The 18,684-nt window shown below is 52.3% G+C and carries 20 protein-coding genes; 13 read left to right on the top strand and 7 right to left on the bottom strand.

The features are described from left to right. Positions 1–3 precede the first annotated feature (3 nt). From aaeB to QMG44_RS21260, 3 genes are all read left to right on the top strand, one after another. Positions 4–1,971 carry a p-hydroxybenzoic acid efflux pump subunit AaeB gene (gene aaeB / locus QMG44_RS21270; protein ID WP_014171852.1) on the top strand — a complete coding sequence of 656 codons (1,968 nt, stop codon included), beginning with the start codon at positions 4–6 and terminating at the stop codon, positions 1,969–1,971. A gap of 89 nt (positions 1,972–2,060) precedes the next feature. Continuing rightward, entirely contained in the window at positions 2,061–3,515 is a 1,455-nt protein-coding gene (locus QMG44_RS21265; protein ID WP_086532057.1) for an NAD-dependent succinate-semialdehyde dehydrogenase, read from the top strand. A gap of 45 nt (positions 3,516–3,560) precedes the next feature. Further along, the gene (locus QMG44_RS21260) at positions 3,561–3,833 is read left to right on the top strand and encodes a barstar family protein (RefSeq protein ID WP_014171850.1); all 273 of its coding nucleotides are present in this window, start codon (positions 3,561–3,563) and stop codon (positions 3,831–3,833) included. 67 nt (positions 3,834–3,900) lie between these two features. Here QMG44_RS21260 and yhcN (QMG44_RS21255) read toward each other — a convergent pair whose 3' ends face one another. The 3 genes from yhcN (QMG44_RS21255) to argR form a co-directional block, all read right to left on the bottom strand. Continuing rightward, positions 3,901–4,167 carry a peroxide/acid stress response protein YhcN gene (gene yhcN, locus QMG44_RS21255; RefSeq protein WP_014171849.1) on the bottom strand — a complete coding sequence of 89 codons (267 nt, stop codon included), beginning with the start codon at positions 4,165–4,167 and terminating at the stop codon, positions 3,901–3,903. A 110-nt stretch (positions 4,168–4,277) separates the two neighbouring features. Then, complete coding sequence (gene yhcN, locus QMG44_RS21250; RefSeq protein WP_086532058.1) at positions 4,278–4,541, bottom strand: peroxide/acid stress response protein YhcN; 264 nt, start codon at positions 4,539–4,541, stop codon at positions 4,278–4,280. Between the two features lie 377 nt (positions 4,542–4,918). Continuing rightward, the gene (argR, locus tag QMG44_RS21245; protein WP_014171847.1) at positions 4,919–5,389 is read right to left on the bottom strand and encodes a transcriptional regulator ArgR; all 471 of its coding nucleotides are present in this window, start codon (positions 5,387–5,389) and stop codon (positions 4,919–4,921) included. A gap of 397 nt (positions 5,390–5,786) precedes the next feature. Here argR and mdh point away from each other — a divergent pair, with 397 nt between their 5' ends. Next, on the top strand, positions 5,787–6,725 hold the full coding sequence (gene mdh, locus QMG44_RS21240; protein WP_014171846.1) for a malate dehydrogenase: 939 nt from the start codon (positions 5,787–5,789) through the stop codon (positions 6,723–6,725). A gap of 83 nt (positions 6,726–6,808) precedes the next feature. On the opposite strand, the gene degS is transcribed toward mdh, so the two are convergent. From degS to zapG, 3 genes are all read right to left on the bottom strand, one after another. Next, complete coding sequence (gene degS, locus QMG44_RS21235) at positions 6,809–7,876, bottom strand: outer membrane-stress sensor serine endopeptidase DegS (protein ID WP_020883511.1); 1,068 nt, start codon at positions 7,874–7,876, stop codon at positions 6,809–6,811. 92 nt (positions 7,877–7,968) lie between these two features. Then, complete coding sequence (degQ, locus tag QMG44_RS21230) at positions 7,969–9,336, bottom strand: serine endoprotease DegQ (RefSeq protein WP_014171844.1); 1,368 nt, start codon at positions 9,334–9,336, stop codon at positions 7,969–7,971. A gap of 169 nt (positions 9,337–9,505) precedes the next feature. After that, on the bottom strand, positions 9,506–9,904 hold the full coding sequence (zapG, locus tag QMG44_RS21225; RefSeq protein WP_014171843.1) for a Z-ring associated protein ZapG: 399 nt from the start codon (positions 9,902–9,904) through the stop codon (positions 9,506–9,508). A 189-nt stretch (positions 9,905–10,093) separates the two neighbouring features. On the opposite strand from zapG, the gene zapE reads away from it, so the two are divergent. The 3 genes from zapE to rpsI all read left to right on the top strand — a co-directional run bounded on the left by zapE (position 10,094) and on the right by rpsI (position 12,344). Continuing rightward, positions 10,094–11,218 (top strand): cell division protein ZapE, encoded by a 1,125-nt coding sequence (gene zapE / locus QMG44_RS21220; protein WP_086532059.1) that lies wholly within the window; start codon positions 10,094–10,096, stop codon positions 11,216–11,218. 289 nt (positions 11,219–11,507) lie between these two features. Then, positions 11,508–11,936: a 50S ribosomal protein L13 gene (gene rplM / locus QMG44_RS21215; RefSeq protein WP_003860434.1), complete on the top strand. Its 429-nt coding sequence runs from the start codon at positions 11,508–11,510 to the stop codon at positions 11,934–11,936. A gap of 15 nt (positions 11,937–11,951) precedes the next feature. Beyond that, a complete protein-coding gene (gene rpsI / locus QMG44_RS21210) occupies positions 11,952–12,344 on the top strand; it encodes a 30S ribosomal protein S9 (protein WP_003860436.1) in 393 nt (130 codons plus the stop codon). An 11-nt stretch (positions 12,345–12,355) separates the two neighbouring features. Here rpsI and QMG44_RS21205 read toward each other — a convergent pair whose 3' ends face one another. Then, a complete protein-coding gene (locus tag QMG44_RS21205; RefSeq protein ID WP_136342246.1) occupies positions 12,356–12,658 on the bottom strand; it encodes a hypothetical protein in 303 nt (100 codons plus the stop codon). Here QMG44_RS21205 and sspA point away from each other — a divergent pair. The 6 genes from sspA to QMG44_RS21175 all read left to right on the top strand — a co-directional run bounded on the left by sspA (position 12,657) and on the right by QMG44_RS21175 (position 18,667). Further along, positions 12,657–13,295 carry a stringent starvation protein SspA gene (gene sspA, locus QMG44_RS21200; RefSeq protein WP_014071978.1) on the top strand — a complete coding sequence of 213 codons (639 nt, stop codon included), beginning with the start codon at positions 12,657–12,659 and terminating at the stop codon, positions 13,293–13,295. The two genes, QMG44_RS21205 and sspA, sit on opposite strands and share 2 nt — an antisense overlap. 5 nt (positions 13,296–13,300) lie before the next feature. Further along, positions 13,301–13,792: a ClpXP protease specificity-enhancing factor gene (gene sspB / locus QMG44_RS21195; protein ID WP_025202910.1), complete on the top strand. Its 492-nt coding sequence runs from the start codon at positions 13,301–13,303 to the stop codon at positions 13,790–13,792. Between the two features lie 379 nt (positions 13,793–14,171). Next, the gene (locus QMG44_RS21190; protein ID WP_020883513.1) at positions 14,172–14,855 is read left to right on the top strand and encodes a DUF1120 domain-containing protein; all 684 of its coding nucleotides are present in this window, start codon (positions 14,172–14,174) and stop codon (positions 14,853–14,855) included. Between the two features lie 120 nt (positions 14,856–14,975). Continuing rightward, entirely contained in the window at positions 14,976–15,680 is a 705-nt protein-coding gene (locus QMG44_RS21185; RefSeq protein ID WP_086532060.1) for a fimbria/pilus chaperone family protein, read from the top strand. Between the two features lie 9 nt (positions 15,681–15,689). Then, the gene (locus QMG44_RS21180) at positions 15,690–18,110 is read left to right on the top strand and encodes a fimbrial biogenesis outer membrane usher protein (protein WP_020883514.1); all 2,421 of its coding nucleotides are present in this window, start codon (positions 15,690–15,692) and stop codon (positions 18,108–18,110) included. After that, entirely contained in the window at positions 18,107–18,667 is a 561-nt protein-coding gene (locus QMG44_RS21175) for a membrane protein (RefSeq protein ID WP_014171836.1), read from the top strand. The genes QMG44_RS21180 and QMG44_RS21175 overlap by 4 nt, the downstream gene beginning before the upstream one ends. Positions 18,668–18,684 lie beyond the last annotated feature (17 nt).

Here is an 18,684-nt window from a genome sequence, read left to right as displayed (position 1 = left end):
GTTATGGGTATCTTTTCCATCGCCAGCCAGCACATTCGCTTCGCCGTTAAGCTGGCGTGTGCCATTGTGCTGGCGCTGTTTGTCGGCTTCCACTTTCAGCTGGAAACCCCCCGCTGGGCCGTACTGACGGCAGCGATTGTCGCAGCAGGGCCTGCCTTTGCTGCGGGCGGGGAACCTTACTCCGGGGCGATCCGCTACCGTGGGATGCTGCGCATCATTGGGACATTTATCGGTTGTTTCGCCGCACTGACCATCATCATATTGATGATCCGCACGCCGCTGCTGATGCTGATGGTGTGCTGTATCTGGGCGGGCTTCTGCACCTGGCTCTCGTCACTGGTGAAGGTGGAGAACTCCTACGCCTGGGGACTGGCCGGCTATACCGCGCTGATTATTATCATCACCATTCAAAGCGAACCGCTGCTTGCCCCACAGTTTGCCGTAGAGCGCTGCAGTGAGATTGTCATCGGTATTGTCAGTGCGATTGTCGCTGACCTGCTTTTCTCTCCTCGCTCCATTAAGCAGGAAGTGGATCGTGAACTGGATGCGCTGATTGTTGCCCAGTATCAGTTGATGCAGCTCTGTATTAAGCATGGTGACAGCGAAGAGGTGGATAAAGCCTGGAGCGCTCTGGTGCGCCGCACCACGGCGCTGGAAGGAATGCGCAGCAATCTGAACATGGAGTCTTCGCGCTGGGCCCGTGCCAACCGACGCCTTAAAGCCATCAACACCGTCTCCTTAACGCTGATTACCCAGGCGTGTGAAACCTATCTGATCCAAAACACCCGCCCGGACGCGGTAACCGATACCTTCCGTGAGCTGTTTGCGGAACCGGTGGAAACCGTTCAGGACGTACACAAACAGCTTAAACGCATGCGCCGGGTCATTGCCTGGACCGGGGATCGTGATACGCCAGTGACGATCTATACCTGGGTCGGGGCCGCGACGCGCTACCTGTTGCTGAAACGCGGTGTGATCAGTAACACCAAAATCAGCGCGGTAGAAGAAGAGGTGCTGCAGGGTGAAGTGGTGATCAAGGCAGAATCCGCCGAACGCCATCACGCAATGGTTAACTTCTGGCGTACAACGCTTGCCTGTATGCTCGGCACGCTGTTCTGGCTGTGGACCGGCTGGACCTCCGGCAGCGGCGCGATGGTGATGATCGCCGTCGTTACCGCGTTGGCGATGCGTCTTCCGAATCCGCGCATGGTGGCCATTGATTTCCTGTTCGGCACAATTGCTGCACTGCCGATTGGCGCGTTCTATTTTCTGGTGATCATTCCCTCAACCCAGCAGAGCATGTTACTACTCTGTATTAGCCTCGCGGTGATGGCATTCTTTATCGGAATCGAAGTGCAAAAGCGCCGGCTGGGTTCATTGGGTGCCCTGGCCAGTACGATTAACATCATTGTGCTGGATAACCCGATGACCTTCCATTTTAGCCAGTTCTTAGACAGCGCCTTAGGTCAGCTGGTGGGTTGTTTCCTGGCGATGATGGTCATTCTGCTGGTACGGGATAACTCTCAGGCACGGACGGGCCGCGTGCTGTTGAATCAGTTTGTCTCGGCTGCCGTGTCGTCCATGACCACCAATACCGCGCGTCGCAAAGAGAACCACCTGCCGGCGCTCTATCAGCAGCTGTTTTTACTGCTGAACAAGTTCCCGGGTGACATCGCCAAGTTCCGTCTGGCCTTGACCATGATTATCGCGCACCAGCGTTTGCGTAATGCCCCCGTGCCCATCAATGACGATCTGTCGGCTTTCCACCGCCAGCTGCGTCGGACGGCCGACCACGTGCTTTCCGCCTCCAGCGATGACAAACGACGTCGTTACTTTAAGCAACTGCTTGAAGAGCTGGATATCTACCAGGAGAAGCTGAAAGTCTGGGAAGCGCCACCTCAGGTGACAGAGCCGGTAGGACGGCTGGTGTTTATGCTGCATCGCTACCAGAACGCCCTTACGGATAACTGACTGAAGTAAAAAAGCCGACGCCAAAAGCGTCGGTTTTTTTGTGGCTATACTTATTCCAGCATGCTCTTACATTCAGGAAGGGAGGACACATGACAACCCAGGCGCTTCAGGACAATCACCTTTTTCAGACCGGTTATCTGGTCAACGGCATATGGAAAACGCTGGACACGACGTTTGATGTGCTGAACCCGGCTACCGGTGAGGTCATCGCCAGAGTAGCCAAAGCCGGCAAAGCAGAAACCGAAGACGCCATTGCCGCGGCGGCCAAAGCCTTCCCGGCATGGCGCGCCAAAACCGCGAAAGAGCGTTCGGCAATTCTCTACCGCTGGTACGAACTAATCATTGAGAACAAAAGCTGGCTCGGGCGTTTAATGACCACCGAACAGGGCAAGCCCCTGAAAGAAGCGGAAGGCGAAGTGGAATACGCCGCGAGTTTTATCCAGTGGTTCGCCGAAGAGGCCAAGCGCGCGAACGGCGAAATTATTCCACCGATCAAACCGGGCTCCCGCATCCTGGCGACCCGCGAGCCCATCGGCGTGGTTGCGGCGATTACGCCGTGGAACTTCCCGATGGCCATGCTCACCCGTAAATTAGGTCCGGCGCTGGCGGCAGGGTGTACCGGGGTAATCAAACCGGCAAATAACACACCTCTCAGCGCCTTCGCGCTGCTTACGCTGGCAAAACAGGCCGGCGTACCGGATGGGGTACTCAACGCCGTAGCCGGGAATACGCATGAAATCAGTGACGCGATTATGGCGAGTCATGAGGTGCGGAAAATCTCCTTTACCGGCTCGACTTCCGTCGGCAAAACGCTGGTGCGTAACGCCGCAGAAACCATGAAGAAAGTGTCGATGGAGCTGGGGGGCAATGCGCCGTATATCGTCTTTGAAGATGCGGATATCGAGGCTGCCGTTAAAGGGGCTATCGCCAATAAATTCCGCAATGCCGGCCAGGTCTGCGTCAGCGTTAACCGTTTCTATATTCAGGAAACCGTCTACGACAAATTTGTGAATAAGCTTGCCGATGCGGTGAAGGCCCTGAAGGTCGGGAATGGTCTGGAAGAGGGCGTCATCGTGGGGCCGCTGATCGAATCCTCCGCCGTCGATAAGGTGCGTGAACACGTTGAAGATGCCGTGGCCCGGGGCGCGACCGTTCTGGCGGGCGGTAAACCCCATTCGCTTGGCGGCAATTTCTGGATGCCAACTGTCCTGGGCGATTGCCATGAAGGCATGAAACTGGCTGAAGAAGAGACGTTTGGCCCGGTTGCGGCCTGCTTCCGTTTCACCTCGGAAGATGAGGTTATCCAGCGTGCCAACAACACGCCATATGGCCTGGCGGCTTACTTCTATACCCAAAATCTGGCACGTGTCTTCCGCGTGTCGCAGGCCATCGAAAGCGGGATGATAGGAATTAACGAATGTGCCGTCTCCACAGAGCTGGGGCCGTTTGGTGGGGTAAAAGAGTCTGGCCTTGGGCGTGAAGGGTCCGTGCTGGGACTGGAAGAGTATCTGGAAGTCAAAACCCTGCATATTGGGGGATTATAATAATCAGGGCGGCGCAGGCCGCTCGCCTGGACTGGGTGACTGGCAATGAAAACCTATACCTTTGATTTTGACGAGATCGACAGTCAGGATGACTTCTATCGTGAATTTATCCGGGTGTTTGATCTTGAACGGGAAAGCGTCACCAATCTGGATACGCTGTGGGACGTGGTGACCGGCAGCCTGCTGCCGTTACCGCTGGAAATTGAGTTTATCCATCTGCCTGAAAAGTTGCGCAGACGGTTTGGCGCACTCATTTTGCTGTTTGATGAAGCGGAAGAAGAGCTGGAAGGGCAGCTACGCTTCAACGCGCGCCATTGATCAAGCCATAAAAAAGCCCCTGACCAGAAGGCCAGGGGCAAGTCGTATGATGAGATACGACGAGGGTTTATTTATACAGTTGAGCCGTTGCATGCCAGTGGTCACCCTGGTTCAGCTCGGTGACGCGATAGCTGCTGGCGCCTGCTTTTTCAGCTTTAGCGGCCAGTGCCTGACGGATATCCATTGGAGAGCCGGTAACGGACGTCACAGACACACTCCCCATAGACTGCAGATTCTGCGCCTGGTCAGCGTTCACTTGCTGTACGGCGGCACTTGCGCCGAAAGAGAGAACGGATGCCAGACCGAGGGTTGCGATGATGAATTTGGTTTTCATAGTTTTTGCTCCTGAATAGGGTTTTTGCTCAACGGCGAGAAGGGTTGAACTGCTATTTTTATGCCTGGTGCCGTTGAGTAGAGATTTTGGTCTTCAGTTATTACTAAAACTTATTTGTACAGCTCAGCGGTGGCGTGCCAGTGGTCACCTGAACGCGCTTCAATGATGCGATAAGATGACGCACCTTGTTCTTCCGCTTTTTTGTTCAGCATCTCATGCATGTCCATTGGAGACGTGCCGATTGCGCCGACGGAAACCGTACCGATTGCCTGGCGGGAATGTGCCTGCTCGGCATTGATAGCGTCAGCGGCGAAAGCACCGAATGACAGGACAGACAGGACGCTGAGCGCCGCTACAGTAGTTTTGATTTTCATGATTCTTTACCTCGTCGAATTTTTAGTGGGGTCTTTGTTTCGTGACCCTCATCACAAAATCAAGTATACACTAATAACGGTAAAAATTAATACCAGACTAATTGTTTCTGTTGTTATTACGTATTAACTAGCCTGTTTTTTATAACCTAATGGCATAAAATTGTGCGTTTATTGTTCAATGTGTGGCTGTATATCTAAGAAAATCATATGGATATCAGCTTTTGATTTTTTGTGCGATTTTTTGATTTATCATTCACCAAGTGAATGTTAATGGGCGGTAAAAAGCACTATTTGTTAAAGTAAAGGGCGGGATAAAACAGGGGGAAACGCGGCAGAAGCAGAATGATCCCCGCAGCAGGACGCCACGGGGAGGGTAATCAGAGTTCCTGCTCGAACAGGTCCAGAATCGCTTCGTAGAGATCTTTCACTGAGAAGCCATTGGCGGGGGTAGTGAAGATGGTATCGTCACCCGCAATCGTCCCAAGGATGCCTTTGGGCTTACCCAGCGAGTCCAGCATACGTGCAATCAACTGTGCAGCGCCCGGGCTGGTATGGATCACGACAACGGCATCGTTGTAATCGATATCGAGAACCAGATTCTTCAACGGGCTGGAAGTGGTTGGCACGCCAAGTTCTGCAGGCAGGCAGTAGACCATCTCCATTTTGGCGTTACGCGTACGTACCGCACCAAATTTGGTTAACATGCGGGAGACTTTCGACTGGTTGATGTTATCGAAGCCTTGTTCCTGTAAAGCCTGAACAATTTCTCCCTGAGAACTGAATATCTCTTCTTTGAGTAGCGCTTTAAACGCCTTCACTAAATCTTCTTGCTTAGACGAGCTTCGCATAAGTCACCCGGAATATGACGAAAGAAACAACATTATTATGCATGTGGATGAATTTTTATGCAAATTATCTGCCAGCGGTTAGGCTGAAATAATGTTATGAAAGGGAGTGATTTTATCAGATTTCGTTATCAGAAAACATGCCTGGGTCACGGCAAGCAAATAAGCTTAAAAGTAAATTAAATGTTATCAAAATGATGTTGTTTTGGTGGCGTGGCAGGGTGTATTGTAACCCCCTCTTAATTCGTTGTCGTCTGTCGTCAGATAGCCTTCTGGTGAGAGATAAAGTCGCGCGACCTCAAATTATTTAGTGACGAAAATTGTAATTAATTACCTGCTGAATTATGGTCGCCGCAACGGAGTTACAGATACTTAAGTTAACCATAATAAGGAGTTTAGGATGAAAGTCGCAGTCCTCGGCGCTGCTGGTGGTATCGGCCAGGCGCTTGCCCTACTACTGAAAACCCAACTGCCTTCAGGCTCAGAACTCTCCCTGTACGATATTGCTCCGGTAACCCCAGGTGTGGCGGTTGACCTGAGCCACATCCCGACAGCTGTGAAAATCAAAGGCTTCTCCGGTGAAGATGCTCGTCCTGCCCTGCAGGGTGCGGACGTGGTGCTGATCTCCGCTGGCGTGGCGCGTAAGCCAGGCATGGATCGTTCAGACCTGTTCAACGTCAACGCGGGTATTGTGAAAAACCTGGTGCAGCAGATTGCTGAAACCTGCCCGAAAGCGTGCATTGGTATCATCACCAACCCGGTGAACACCACGGTTGCTATCGCGGCAGAAGTGCTGAAAAAAGCCGGTGTTTACGACAAGAACAAACTGTTCGGCGTGACCACGCTGGACATCATCCGTTCCAACACCTTTGTGGCTGAACTGAAAGGCAAACAGCCTTCAGAAGTTGAAGTGCCGGTTATCGGCGGTCACTCTGGTGTCACCATTCTGCCTCTGCTGTCGCAGATCCCTGGTGTTAGCTTCACCGAGCAGGAAGTGGCTGATCTGACCAAACGCATCCAGAACGCGGGCACCGAAGTGGTGGAAGCGAAGGCGGGTGGCGGTTCTGCAACCCTGTCTATGGGCCAGGCGGCGGCACGTTTCGGTCTGTCACTGGTTCGTGCACTGCAGGGCGAGAAAGGCGTTGTTGAATGCGCGTATGTTGAAGGCGACGGCGAACACGCTCGTTTCTTCTCTCAGCCGCTGCTGCTGGGTAAAAACGGTATCGAAGAACATCAGCCGATTGGCAAGCTGAGCGCGTTTGAACAGAACGCGATGGAAGGCATGCTGGATACGCTGAAGAAAGATATCACTCTGGGCGAAGAGTTCGTTAACAAGTAAAACGGATGTCCCCACAGGCCGGGTAAGCAGTCATGCCGCCCGGCAAAAAAAACGGAGCAATGCGCTCCGTTTTTTTATGCCTGTCAGTTGGTGGCCGGGTATTCCTGAATCGTCACCTGCAGCGTCAGCTTCTTATCGTTACGCATGACTTCAACCGGGATGATAGAGCCAGGACGGATCTCTGCAACCTGATCCATGGTCTCCAGCGCCGATACCGCTGGTGTGCCGTTGACCGACACGATGACATCATTAACCTGAATTCCCGCGTTAGCCGCCGGGCCGCCAGGCGACACTTCGTTGACCACGATGCCCTGAATCTGATCGATACCGCCGCCCTGCGAATGCATAGGCGCAATTTCACGACCGCCAATACCAATATAACCGCGGATCACACGGCCATCGCGGATCAGCTTATCCATGATCTTGGTCGCCAGCTGGAATGGAATGGCGAACCCAATCCCTTCCGGCGTCTCACCGTCATTGCTCTTATCGAACGAGAGGGTATTGATACCCATCAGTTCGCCCAGCGAGTTGACCAGCGCACCGCCGGAGTTACCGTGGTTGATGGACGCATCGGTTTGCAGGAAGTTCTGCCGTCCCGACGGGTTGAGGCCAATGCGACCGGTGGCACTGATAATCCCCTGCGTGATCGTCTGACCCAGGTTATAAGGGTTACCGATAGCCAGCACGACGTCGCCAATATGAGGGGTTCGTTTACGGTTGATAGGAATAACCGGTAAACCGCCCGTGGCGTTGATCTTCAAAACAGCCAGGTCGGTCAGGCTATCCGAGCCCACCAGCAGGGCCTCAAACACGCGGCCATCCTGCAGGGCAACGATGATCTGGTCGGCATCGTTAATCACGTGTTTGTTGGTAATGATGTAGCCGCGCTCGTCCATAATTACCCCGGAGCCGAGAGTGCGGATCTCCAGCTGGTTATGGGCTGAGCTATTGAGGCCACGGTTATAAACGTTAACCACGGCAGGCGCGGCACGGCGAACGGCCTGGTTGTAGGTCGCAGGCGTTTCATCCGCACTGTCGAACTGAGGCGCCGACAGCTTATTGAACTGGCGTAAAGACGGCATGACGACCAGCAGCAGGCCGGCAACAATCAAACCGATGACAATTGAACGAAAGAGCTTTAAAAGCATGATGCGCGTGTCGTTAATAAAGGAACGATTTGCAGCATAACATGAGTTATCCGGACATCACACGCAGCGGTGATGTCCGGAATCGCAAATGCTTAGCGCAACAGAATATAGATAGACTCGTTGCCGCGCATAACCTGCAGGGCAATGACCGCCGGTTTGCTTTCCAGCACCTTGCGCAGTTCTGCGATGGATTGCACGCGATTGCGGTTCACGCCGATGATCACATCATCCTGATGCAATCCGGCCTGCGCGGCAGGGCTGCTCTTCTCGACGGTATCGACGCTAATCCCTTTCGTCCCGTCTTTCAGCTGCCCATCGCTCAGCGTTGCCCCTTGCAGCGCCGGGGCGATAAGCTCCGCGCTGGCAGAGGATGAGGTGCTCTTATCAAGCGTCACTTCGACATCCAGCGGCTTACCATCACGAATCAGGCCTAACTTCACTTTGGCACCCGGTTCGGTGGTGGCAATACGCGAGCGCAGTTCCGCAAAGCTGCTCAGCGGTTTATCGTTCAGGCTGACAATCACATCGCCCGACTTCACGCCAGCTTTTGCCGAGCCGGAGTTTGGCAGCACTTCACTGACAAACGCACCGCGCTGCACATTGATGTTGAACGCTTTCGCGATGTCAGCGCTCATCTCCATCCCTTTGATGCCCAACAGCCCGCGTTTGACCTCACCGAACTGAATGAGCTGCTGCGCCAGCGTTTTGGCCATATTGCTGGGGATAGCAAAACCGATGCCGATACTGCCGCCGCCCGGCGCCAGGATAGCGGTGTTAATCCCAATCAGCTCGCCGTTGAGATTGAGCAATGCCCCGCCGGAGTTCCCTCGGTTGATTGAGGCATCGGTCTGGATAAAGTTTTCCAGGCCTTCCAGATTCAGACCGCTGCGACCCAGCGCCGAGATTATCCCGGAGGTAGCGGTTTGCCCTAAACCAAACGGATTCCCCACGGCGACGGCAAAATCACCAACACGCAGTTTATCGGAGTCCGCAATGGCAATTTGAGTCAGATTGCTCGGGTTTTGCACCTGCAGCAGTGCGATGTCGCTCTGGTCATCGCCGCCAATCAGTTTGGCCTCAAACTCACGCCCATCGTTGAGCTGTACGCTGATTTTATCGGCCTGACTGATAACATGATTGTTGGTCAGAATATAACCTTTGGCCGCATCAATAATGACGCCAGAACCCAGACCTTCAAAAGGCTGCGCCTGCTGGTCGGGCGACTCATCGCCAAAATATTTTTTCAGTTCTTCAGGTACGCGTTGATTTTGTAATGCCGTGCCTTCTACCTGCACGCTCACTACCGCAGGCAGAACTTTTTCCAGCATTGGCGCAAGGCTTGGAATTGCCGCCTGGCCGGGTACCTGGGAAGGCAGGGCGGCAGATGCAGGGAAGGACGCCGAGAGAGATAACCCGACACTTAACGCTATAGCGCTCAACAGCTGGTTTTTTTTCTTCATCGATGCTGACTCTCGTAACCTGGAATAAAGGAAAAACGGCCCTAAAACACGTTGATGTTATTGAATTTTAAACCGCTGAACAATGAAGTGCTTAATCAATAATAACTGTGGTCATGAAGAAAGGACGGGCGCAGTTGCAGCGCCCGTAAAATAAATTCAGGTTGTGCGATTAATCGCGTTTTGCACCGCCGCGCAGCAGGCCAGACGCGCCATCGGAATAGTCGCGTGGCATCTGAACAGGGGCCTGATCGTTACCGGCTTCAGAGTCGGCCAGACGGTTACGGAATGGATTGGATTCCGCGGTCATTTCTGGCAGCAGGCTGCTGGAGCTTTTTGCCATATGTTGATAGAGCTGACGATAGTCGGTCGCCATGTTGTCCAGCAGCTCGGCGCTACGGGCAAAGTGGCTGACCAGCTCTTCACGATACTCTTCCAGTTCGGCTTTGTTCTTTTCCAGTTCGTACTGCAGTGACTGCTGCTGACGCAATTTGCGATTACCGAAACGCATGGCCACAGCACCAATGACGATGCCGACGACTAAACCGATTAGCGCATATTCCCAGGTCATGAACTTCTCCCGTTGTCTTGTTGTTCCGTAGGGTGTTGGCTCGGCTCCTGCCTGTGCCTGATATTGCCACTATAACCGCTATTTCCGCAGAAGTGGAATCCTGACGTATCATCGCGTAGTGTAGAACGGCCTTTTTTTCATCAGTCACGTCTGCTGGTGAGTATTATTTGAAGGAATAACAATACGTTTATGCAAAACCTGTCCCCTGCATCGCGATACCAACTTGCCCTAAATGAGGGTACACATCAGCCGGATGACGTTCAGCGTGAAGCGGTGAATCGTCTGGATACGATTTATCAGGAGCTCACGGCAAAACCTGCAGAGGGTGAACAGAGCGGTGGGTTGAAGGCGGCTCTGGGGCGGTTGCTCGGAAAAAAAGAGCCGCAGACTCATGCGCCGGTGCGCGGTTTGTATATGTGGGGCGGCGTCGGGCGCGGGAAAACCTGGCTGATGGACCTCTTTTATCTGAGCCTGCCGGGTACCCGTAAGCAGCGCCTGCATTTCCACCGCTTCATGCTGCGTGTTCACGAAGAGCTGACGGCACTGCAGGGCAAAAGCGATCCGCTGGAGATTGTGGCCGACAGGTTTAAGGCGGAAACGGACGTACTCTGTTTTGACGAGTTTTTTGTCTCCGATATTACCGACGCCATGCTGCTGGGTGGCCTGATGAAAGCGCTGTTCGCGCGCGGGATAACGCTGGTGGCGACCTCGAATATCCCGCCGGATGAGCTTTACCGCAATGGCCTGCAGCGCGCGCGTTTCCTGCCCGCTATTGATGCCATCAAACAGCACTGCGACATCATGAATGTTGATGCCGGGGTGGATTACCGTCTGCGTACCTTAACTCAGGCGCATCTGTGGCTCTCTCCCTTAAACGATGAGACCACGCAGCAGATGGATAAACTGTGGCTGGCGCTGGCGGGGGCAAAACGGGCTCATGCCCCTGAGCTCGAGATTAACCATCGCCCGCTGCAAACCCTGGGTGTCGAAAATCAAACCCTGGCCGTCTCCTTTGCAACGCTCTGTGTGGATGCCCGCAGTCAGCATGACTACATCGCGCTCTCGCGTTTGTTCCATACCGTGATGCTGCTCAACGTGCCGGTCATGACGCCGCTGATGGAAAGCGAAGCGCGCCGCTTCATTGCGCTGATCGATGAGTTCTATGAGCGTCACGTGAAGCTTGTGGTCAGCGCCGAGGTACCTTTATATGAGGTGTATAAAGGCGAGCGGCTGAAGTTTGAGTTCCAGCGCTGTCTGTCGCGCCTGCAGGAGATGCAAAGCGAGGAGTATCTTAAGCTTCAGCATATGCCATAAATGCGACCTTCTCCCTGTGGGAGAGGGGCTGGGGGTGAGGGCGGCAGACCGCAAAAACCTTACCCCCGAAAAACCCGCCTCGAATCACATTTAAGGGTCGATCTTTGACCTCAACTTCTCTATAATCTTGCGACCCCACGTTACGAGAAGGTTTTTTTCCCGAAACTTTCTATGTGTCGGCATTAGCTATTCGAAGGGGTAGGTTTGCCGGACTTTGTCGTGTGAACCTCAACTGACTAAACGTTTGGGTGTTCACCAACGTGTAACTTATTATTTGGGTAAGCTTTTAATGAAAACTTTTACAGCTAAACCAGAAACCGTACAGCGCGACTGGTATGTTGTTGACGCGACCGGTAAAACTCTGGGCCGTCTGGCTACTGAACTGGCTCGTCGCCTGCGCGGTAAGCATAAAGCGGAATACACTCCGCACGTTGATACGGGTGATTACATCATCGTTCTGAACGCAGATAAAGTTGCTGTAACCGGCAACAAGCGTACAGACAAAATGTACTACCATCACACTGGCCACATCGGTGGTATCAAAGAAGCGACCTTTGAAGAGATGATTGCTCGCCGTCCTGAGCGTGTGATTGAAATCGCGGTTAAAGGCATGCTGCCAAAAGGCCCGCTGGGTCGTGCTATGTTCCGTAAACTGAAAGTTTACGCAGGTAACGAGCACAACCACGCGGCACAGCAACCGCAAGTTCTTGACATCTAATCGGGATTATAGGCAATGGCTGAAAATCAATACTACGGCACTGGTCGCCGCAAAAGTTCCGCAGCTCGCGTGTTCATCAAACCGGGCAGTGGTAAAATCGTAATCAACCAACGTTCTCTGGAACAGTACTTCGGTCGTGAAACTGCCCGCATGGTAGTTCGCCAGCCGCTGGAACTGGTTGATATGGTAGAAAAACTGGATCTGTACATCACCGTTAAAGGTGGTGGTATCTCCGGTCAGGCAGGTGCGATCCGTCACGGTATCACCCGCGCTCTGATGGAGTACGACGAATCCCTGCGTTCTGAACTGCGTAAAGCTGGCTTCGTTACTCGTGACGCTCGTCAGGTTGAACGTAAGAAAGTGGGTCTGCGTAAAGCACGTCGTCGTCCACAGTTCTCCAAACGTTAATCCTTTTCTGCTTACGCAGAAACGATTGGCGAAAAACCCGCTTCGGCGGGTTTTTTTTTATGGATAATGTGCAGGTTATCCACAGCATCACTGCATATATCTTCTCTTTTTCCACATTTCCAGAATCCCCTCACCACAAAGCCATCAAAATCTGGTAAACTATCATCCAATTTTCTGCCCAAATATCGGTGAATACTCGTTTTTTGTTCGATTCTTGAACAATGTGTTTTCTCTGGGATGGGCGATACAACATCTGGCTGGCCCTGTTTGGGCTGGTAGCAGTAAAAATTCTGAATATACCTGGAGGTTTTCATGGCTGTCGCTGCCAACAAACGTTCGGTAATGACGCTGTTTTCTGGTCCTACTGACATTTATAGCCATCAGGTTCGTATCGTGCTGGCCGAGAAAGGTGTCAGTTTTGAGATCGAGCATGTGGAAAAGGATAACCCGCCTCAGGATCTGATCGATCTCAACCCGAGCCAAAGCGTACCGACGCTGGTGGATCGCGAGCTGACCCTGTGGGAATCCCGTATCATTATGGAATATCTGGATGAGCGTTTCCCGCATCCACCACTGATGCCTGTTTACCCTGTTGCACGTGGTGAAAGCCGCCTGTACATGCAGCGTATCGAAAAAGACTGGTACACGCTGATGAACGTTATCGTCAACGGTTCCTCTTCTGAAGCAGACGCTGCACGCAAGCAACTGCGTGAAGAGCTGCTGGCGATTGCCCCTGTGTTTGGTCAGAAACCATTCTTCCTGAGCGATGAGTTCAGCCTGGTAGATTGCTACCTGGCGCCATTGCTGTGGCGTCTGCCAACCCTGGGCGTAGAGTTCAGCGGTCCAGGCGCGAAAGAGCTGAAGGGCTACATGACTCGCGTATTTGAACGCGATTCTTTCCTGGCATCTTTAACTGAACCGGAACGTGAAATGCGTCTCGGCCGAGGCTAATGACTGTGGAAATGTCACAACTTACCCCACGCCGTCCGTATCTGCTGCGCGCCTTCTATGAATGGCTGCTGGATAACCAGCTCACGCCGCACCTGGTTGTGGATGTGACGTTGCCGGGCGTGCAGGTTCCTATGGAATATGCACGTGACGGGCAGATCGTACTGAACATCGCGCCGCGCGCGGTGGGTAACCTTGAACTGGCCAACGACGAAGTGCGCTTTAACGCGCGTTTCGGCGGTGTGCCGCGTCAGGTTTCTGTACCGCTGGCTGCGGTGCTGGCGATTTATGCGCGTGAAAACGGTGCAGGCACCATGTTTGAGCCGGAAGCGGCTTATGACGAGGATGTTGTCGGCCTGAATGACGAAAACGGCGCTTCGGAAAACGAAAGCGAAACGCTGATGTCGGTCATTGAGGGTGACAAGCCCGATCACAATGACGATCCTGATGACGATCCGCCGCCGCGCGGAGGCCGTCCGGCACTGCGCGTTGTGAAGTAGTAAAAGCATTTTTATCGACTATCCAGTTAGTTATTCAGACTAGCTGGATTTTTTTATGTCTTTTTATGTCAAAACGTTTAATAAAGTAAATCATATACATCCCTTCTTTTTTGCTTGCCCCCACCGTTCGGATAATTTCAAGCTATATCTCCGCTGAATATAATATGTCGTTTTAAAGCTATATACACTCTTATAAATAAATATCACTTATTGATAACGTTATTCTAAATCCATAAATTAATTTTTCTAAATTGCTTGTATTTATAAAGATTATATTATCTACGCATGCTCTCAAGCATGACGATAAACAGTATGGGGTAAATTTATTTATCCCTGCTGTATTTAATATTGCAATTACTCATATGTTAAGGAATAACAAGTGAAAAAGGTTTTACTCGCTACTGCGCTCTCTCTGTGTGTGACATCCGCTTTTGCGGCTAACCCGACTGCCGTTCTGAAAGTCAAAGGTACGCTGACTAATTCAGCCTGTACGCCTCAGTTAAGCAACGGCGGAACGGTTGACTACGGCACAGTTAGTTTGGGTGGTTTAAGCTCAACGGCAGTTAACCAGCTGGGCCAGAAAGACATCGATCTGACTATTACCTGCACCGCAGCAACAAAAGTGTCCTGGAATATGATTGACGATCGCGCTGATTCTAACGCGAAACTCACCGTTGAGAATGGCATGTTTGGTGGTGGTTCTAATTCGTCTGAAAGCCAGACTTACGGTGTAGGTAAAACAACAGGTACAACACCAGTGAACATCGGAACATACTCGCTGTTCGTTAAAACTGACAGCGTAATGGCTGACGGCGCTAAAGTTGACCCAATTTACCAGCAGAATGCTACCGGTAACTGGTCAAAGAGCACCAACGGTACAACTCAGGGCGATAACTATCGTGATTTCACCGTTGCGACTGTTGGCACCCTGGCTCCACTGGCGTTCCAGACCGCAACCTTCCCACTGGTGACCTCTCTGGCGATCCAGGATACCACCACGCTGGCGATCACTGATGACACCCAGCTTGATGGTCAGGTGACTATCAGCCTGCGTTATCTGTAAGACTTTTAATCGAGTAAACGTAATTTAATTAACCGGAGAGTAAATGCGCTGCATTTACTCTCTTTTTAACGGCGCGATAAACATGGACTGTTCTGTTGTTGCTTTCAAGGAGATATTATTATGCATTGTTTAAAATCCACTTTATTTAACACGCTTATTACTGCCGCGTTATTATCTGCCAGTGCTGCTGTACATGCAGAAGGCATGGTGCCTGAAACCAGTCTGTTAATCATTGATGAAGCAACGCACAGTGGAACCATTAACGTCAAGAATACCGATTCGCATCCTTCACTTTTATATACGAATGTTGTTGACCTGCCGGACGATACCGGTCTTAAGCTTATTGCAACGCAGCCGGTGGTACGTCTTGAGCCAGGTCAGACGCAGCAGCTGCGCTTTATTCTTCAGAACAAACAGCCATTGGATGTAGAGCATTATAAACGCGTCACATTCGACGGTATTCCGCCTAAAAACGATGATAAAAAAATAAAGATCGGCATTAACATTCGCCAGGATATCCCCGTGCTTATTCGTCCGGCATCCCTGGGAGTGGTCACTGATGCCTGGAAGTTCCTGAAGTGGTCCTCAAACGGCACGTCCGTCACCGTGAACAATCCCAGCAAATATGTGGTCCGTCTTGGGCAGAACGTGATGCTGCTGCCTTCAGGGATGAGTGCCTCTCTGTCCAAAACCTACATTCTTCCTGGCGAAACGCTAACGGCTGATATGAGTAAGAAAGTCAGTGGTGACAGCAGCGTTAAGTTTTTCCCGGCCAGCCGTTATGGCGTTGAGGTCCCGAGCTTTACGTCGGAATTAAATAAATAAAATAGGGATATGACGGTGAGTAAACAAAGCCGCCTTGCACTTTGTGTCCGCGCCATTCTTTGCGGCACATTACCTCTGGTGTTACTTGATTCAACATCCGTACTGGCGAGGGAGGTCACCTTCGACACGGGGATAATGCAAACGCTGGGGTTGAATAAAGATCTCAACCATTACTTCGCAGAAGCACCGCGCTTTTTACCCGGAACCCACTCCGTTTCGGTGAAGGTCAACGGGAAAGAGCGAGGAATGGCTGCAGTTCGTTTCAATAAAGATGGCATGCTTTGCTTTGATAACGATCTCATGGAGTTTGCTGGGCTGATGCCTGTGTCAATAAAGTCCGGTGAGGAGTGTCATGATATTCGGGATAACTATCCTAAAGCCGTCATCAACGCCTTGCCTAACCAGGAGGCCGTTGAACTCTATCTGCCAGCTGAAGCGGTGAACAGTCTGTCGTCGGATATCAAAAACTTCCAGCATGGCGGAACGGCGGCGCTGCTGAACTATTCATTGTTCAGCACCCATAACGACTATGGTGACAATGACAGCAGCCGCTACTCTCAGGCCAGCCTGGAAGCCGGATTCAACACGATGGACTGGGCGCTGCGCAGCCGTTATATCCTGACGGATGACGACGGTAGCCGAAATGCCGAAAGCATTTACACCTATGCAGAGCATGTTTTTACCGCGCAAAAAATGACGATGCAGGTGGGTGAAATCAACGCCATGTCCAACGTGTTGAGCGGGGTGCCGATTACCGGCGTTCAGTTTATGCCGACCAGCGGTCTGGCGAGAGCAAGCTCTGGCGTGAGCGTTTCCGGTATTGCCCAGTCTTCCCAGGCACGTGTCGAAATCCGCCAGAACGGTCAACTGGTCTTCAGTACCCTTGTGCCAGCCGGCCCCTTCACGCTGGATGACGTGCCCGTGGTTCGCAACAATGTGGATCTGGACGTCTCAGTGGTGGAATCCGACGGCGCAACTAACCGTTTCATCGTTCCGGCGTCTCAGGTAAGGGCGCGCAACCTTTCACGCCCGCAGGGTCTAACCCTTTCTGTAGGTCAGGTGCGCAGCATCGACAGCGACTATAACGATCCGCTGGTGATGAACATCTCTGACGGCTGGCGTGTCTCTCCGTGGATGAATCTCCTGGCTTCAGGTGCCGCTGCGGAAAACTATCAGGCGGCAGGCGGCAGGACAGAGTTCCTGGTAAGCGATGACTGGACCCTTTCAACGGGTGCGGCAGTCAGCAATGCGAGCTTTGGTGACAGCAGCAGCGGGGTAAAAACCGAGCTGCAAAGTGATTACATCCTGAACGAGTACGTCGGTCTTTCAGGCAGTGCGACGCATTACAGCGGAGAGTATCGCGAACTGGCTGATGCGATGGACGATGATTATCAGGGATATGACAACACCTATTCCGGCAACGTTCGTTTCTCCTCCCCTCTGGCGGGGGTGTTTAGCGCAGGGTTCAACTACAACCAGACCAGCGGTGACGGTGAAGATTCACGTTACCTCTTGCTGTCATGGGGCAAGACCTTTACGTACGCGTCAGTATCCATGAACTGGCAAAGTGCGGTCGGTAATGTCGATGACGATCAGGACAATGAGATGTTCTACGTCAACGTGAGCATCCCGCTCGGCGGCAGTCAGTCCATCAGTACCTATATGCGTAAACAGGGTGATAGCACCTCCTATGGCGCGTCTAACAGCGGCTCGCTGGGAGACAATACGAACTATTACATCTCAGCCGATCGCGATCAGGATTCGAAAGACAACAGCTTCAACGGCAACATCAACACTAACCTGCGCTATACGCAACTGAGCGTGGGGGGCGGAACCAGTGGGGATAATCAGCGGAACTACAATGCGACATTGTCGGGTGGCGTGGCCATGCATAAAGAGGGTGTGACTTTCTCGCCGTATACGATTCAGGACACCTTCGCGATTGCCAGACTGAGCGAGAAGAAGAGCGGCGTTGAAATCTCCACTCCGCAAGGTACCGTCTGGACCGATCCATGGGGCCAGGCCGTGGTACCTTCACTCAACGAATGGCATAACTCCCGCATAGAAATTGATGCTAATAAGCTGCCGCAGAGTATGACGCTGGCTAACGGCACGAAATATATTGCCGCAGGCCATGCCTCGGTCAGCGAGATTGATTTCAAAGTACTTAACAGCCGCCGCGTCATGCTAAGCGTTAAGCAGGCTGACGGTCAGCCCCTGAGTAAAGGGATCTCGATTGTTGATGAGAAAGGTAACTATATCGTGACCACGGTTGATGATGGCCACGTCTTTATTAACGATGCCGATCAGCTGAGCGCGCTCTACGCGCTAGACGGTGACAATAACCGACTGTGTAAGATTGATTACACCCTGGCTGATAAGCGTGACGAAAATGCCTTCTATGAAGAAGTGAACGGAGTCTGCCGATGAACAGTCGACACTTATCGGGCTTAGTGGCCTTGCTGATGCTCGGTGTGACAGGAATAACCCATGCTGAAGATTGCCAGCTCAGCCTCTCACAGCCGGTGGTGGATTATCATGAGATGCGCCGGGATACGATCGAAACGACGCAGCAGGACTGGCATAAAATGGCCGATCGCGACATCACGGTAAATGTTTTTTGCCCTCAGTCTCAGCAGATGGCGGTGATACTGCGCGGTACAGCGGGAGATAAGGGGCGGTTTCTTTTTGGGCAGTCCGGCGGTGTCGCAGTCAAAATTGACAACATGACCGTCGATGGCAAAAGTTACACCGTGGGTAAAACGGTCGATCAGCTGAATTTTACGCCGGAAAACGGTACACCGACGCCGTTCTATCTGCGTAATAACGAGGCGGTGATTGCGCTTGAGAATAACCAGGTCCCTTCCGGCCAGCAGATGAGTTTCAACGTAACGCTCTCACCGGTTCTCAACGAAAGCGCGTTCAGCCATCTGACAGATCAAACTACGCTGGAAAGTGATTTGACCTGGAGCTTATTGACGAAGTAACCCTTCTTTTTGCGGCA

Origin of the sequence: Enterobacter sp. 200527-13 (assembly GCF_027924865.1) — a bacterium.
In the GTDB taxonomy this organism is placed as follows: domain Bacteria; phylum Pseudomonadota; class Gammaproteobacteria; order Enterobacterales; family Enterobacteriaceae; genus Enterobacter; species Enterobacter ludwigii.
The sequence above is the reverse complement of the archived record's forward strand: the minus strand, read 5'-3'. Positions and strand labels throughout refer to the sequence as shown.

Coding starts and splice junctions, on each gene's coding strand:
- aaeB (WP_014171852.1), top strand. CDS start 4: ATGGGTATCTTTTCCATCGCCAGCCAGCACATTCGCTTCGCCGTTAAG.
- QMG44_RS21265 (WP_086532057.1), top strand. CDS start 2,061: ATGACAACCCAGGCGCTTCAGGACAATCACCTTTTTCAGACCGGTTAT.
- QMG44_RS21260 (WP_014171850.1), top strand. CDS start 3,561: ATGAAAACCTATACCTTTGATTTTGACGAGATCGACAGTCAGGATGAC.
- yhcN (WP_014171849.1), bottom strand. CDS start 4,167: ATGAAAACCAAATTCATCATCGCAACCCTCGGTCTGGCATCCGTTCTC.
- yhcN (WP_086532058.1), bottom strand. CDS start 4,541: ATGAAAATCAAAACTACTGTAGCGGCGCTCAGCGTCCTGTCTGTCCTG.
- argR (WP_014171847.1), bottom strand. CDS start 5,389: ATGCGAAGCTCGTCTAAGCAAGAAGATTTAGTGAAGGCGTTTAAAGCG.
- mdh (WP_014171846.1), top strand. CDS start 5,787: ATGAAAGTCGCAGTCCTCGGCGCTGCTGGTGGTATCGGCCAGGCGCTT.
- degS (WP_020883511.1), bottom strand. CDS start 7,876: ATGCTTTTAAAGCTCTTTCGTTCAATTGTCATCGGTTTGATTGTTGCC.
- degQ (WP_014171844.1), bottom strand. CDS start 9,336: ATGAAGAAAAAAAACCAGCTGTTGAGCGCTATAGCGTTAAGTGTCGGG.
- zapG (WP_014171843.1), bottom strand. CDS start 9,904: ATGACCTGGGAATATGCGCTAATCGGTTTAGTCGTCGGCATCGTCATT.
- zapE (WP_086532059.1), top strand. CDS start 10,094: ATGCAAAACCTGTCCCCTGCATCGCGATACCAACTTGCCCTAAATGAG.
- rplM (WP_003860434.1), top strand. CDS start 11,508: ATGAAAACTTTTACAGCTAAACCAGAAACCGTACAGCGCGACTGGTAT.
- rpsI (WP_003860436.1), top strand. CDS start 11,952: ATGGCTGAAAATCAATACTACGGCACTGGTCGCCGCAAAAGTTCCGCA.
- sspA (WP_014071978.1), top strand. CDS start 12,657: ATGGCTGTCGCTGCCAACAAACGTTCGGTAATGACGCTGTTTTCTGGT.
- QMG44_RS21205 (WP_136342246.1), bottom strand. CDS start 12,658: ATGAAAACCTCCAGGTATATTCAGAATTTTTACTGCTACCAGCCCAAA.
- QMG44_RS21185 (WP_086532060.1), top strand. CDS start 14,976: ATGCATTGTTTAAAATCCACTTTATTTAACACGCTTATTACTGCCGCG.
- QMG44_RS21180 (WP_020883514.1), top strand. CDS start 15,690: ATGACGGTGAGTAAACAAAGCCGCCTTGCACTTTGTGTCCGCGCCATT.
- QMG44_RS21175 (WP_014171836.1), top strand. CDS start 18,107: ATGAACAGTCGACACTTATCGGGCTTAGTGGCCTTGCTGATGCTCGGT.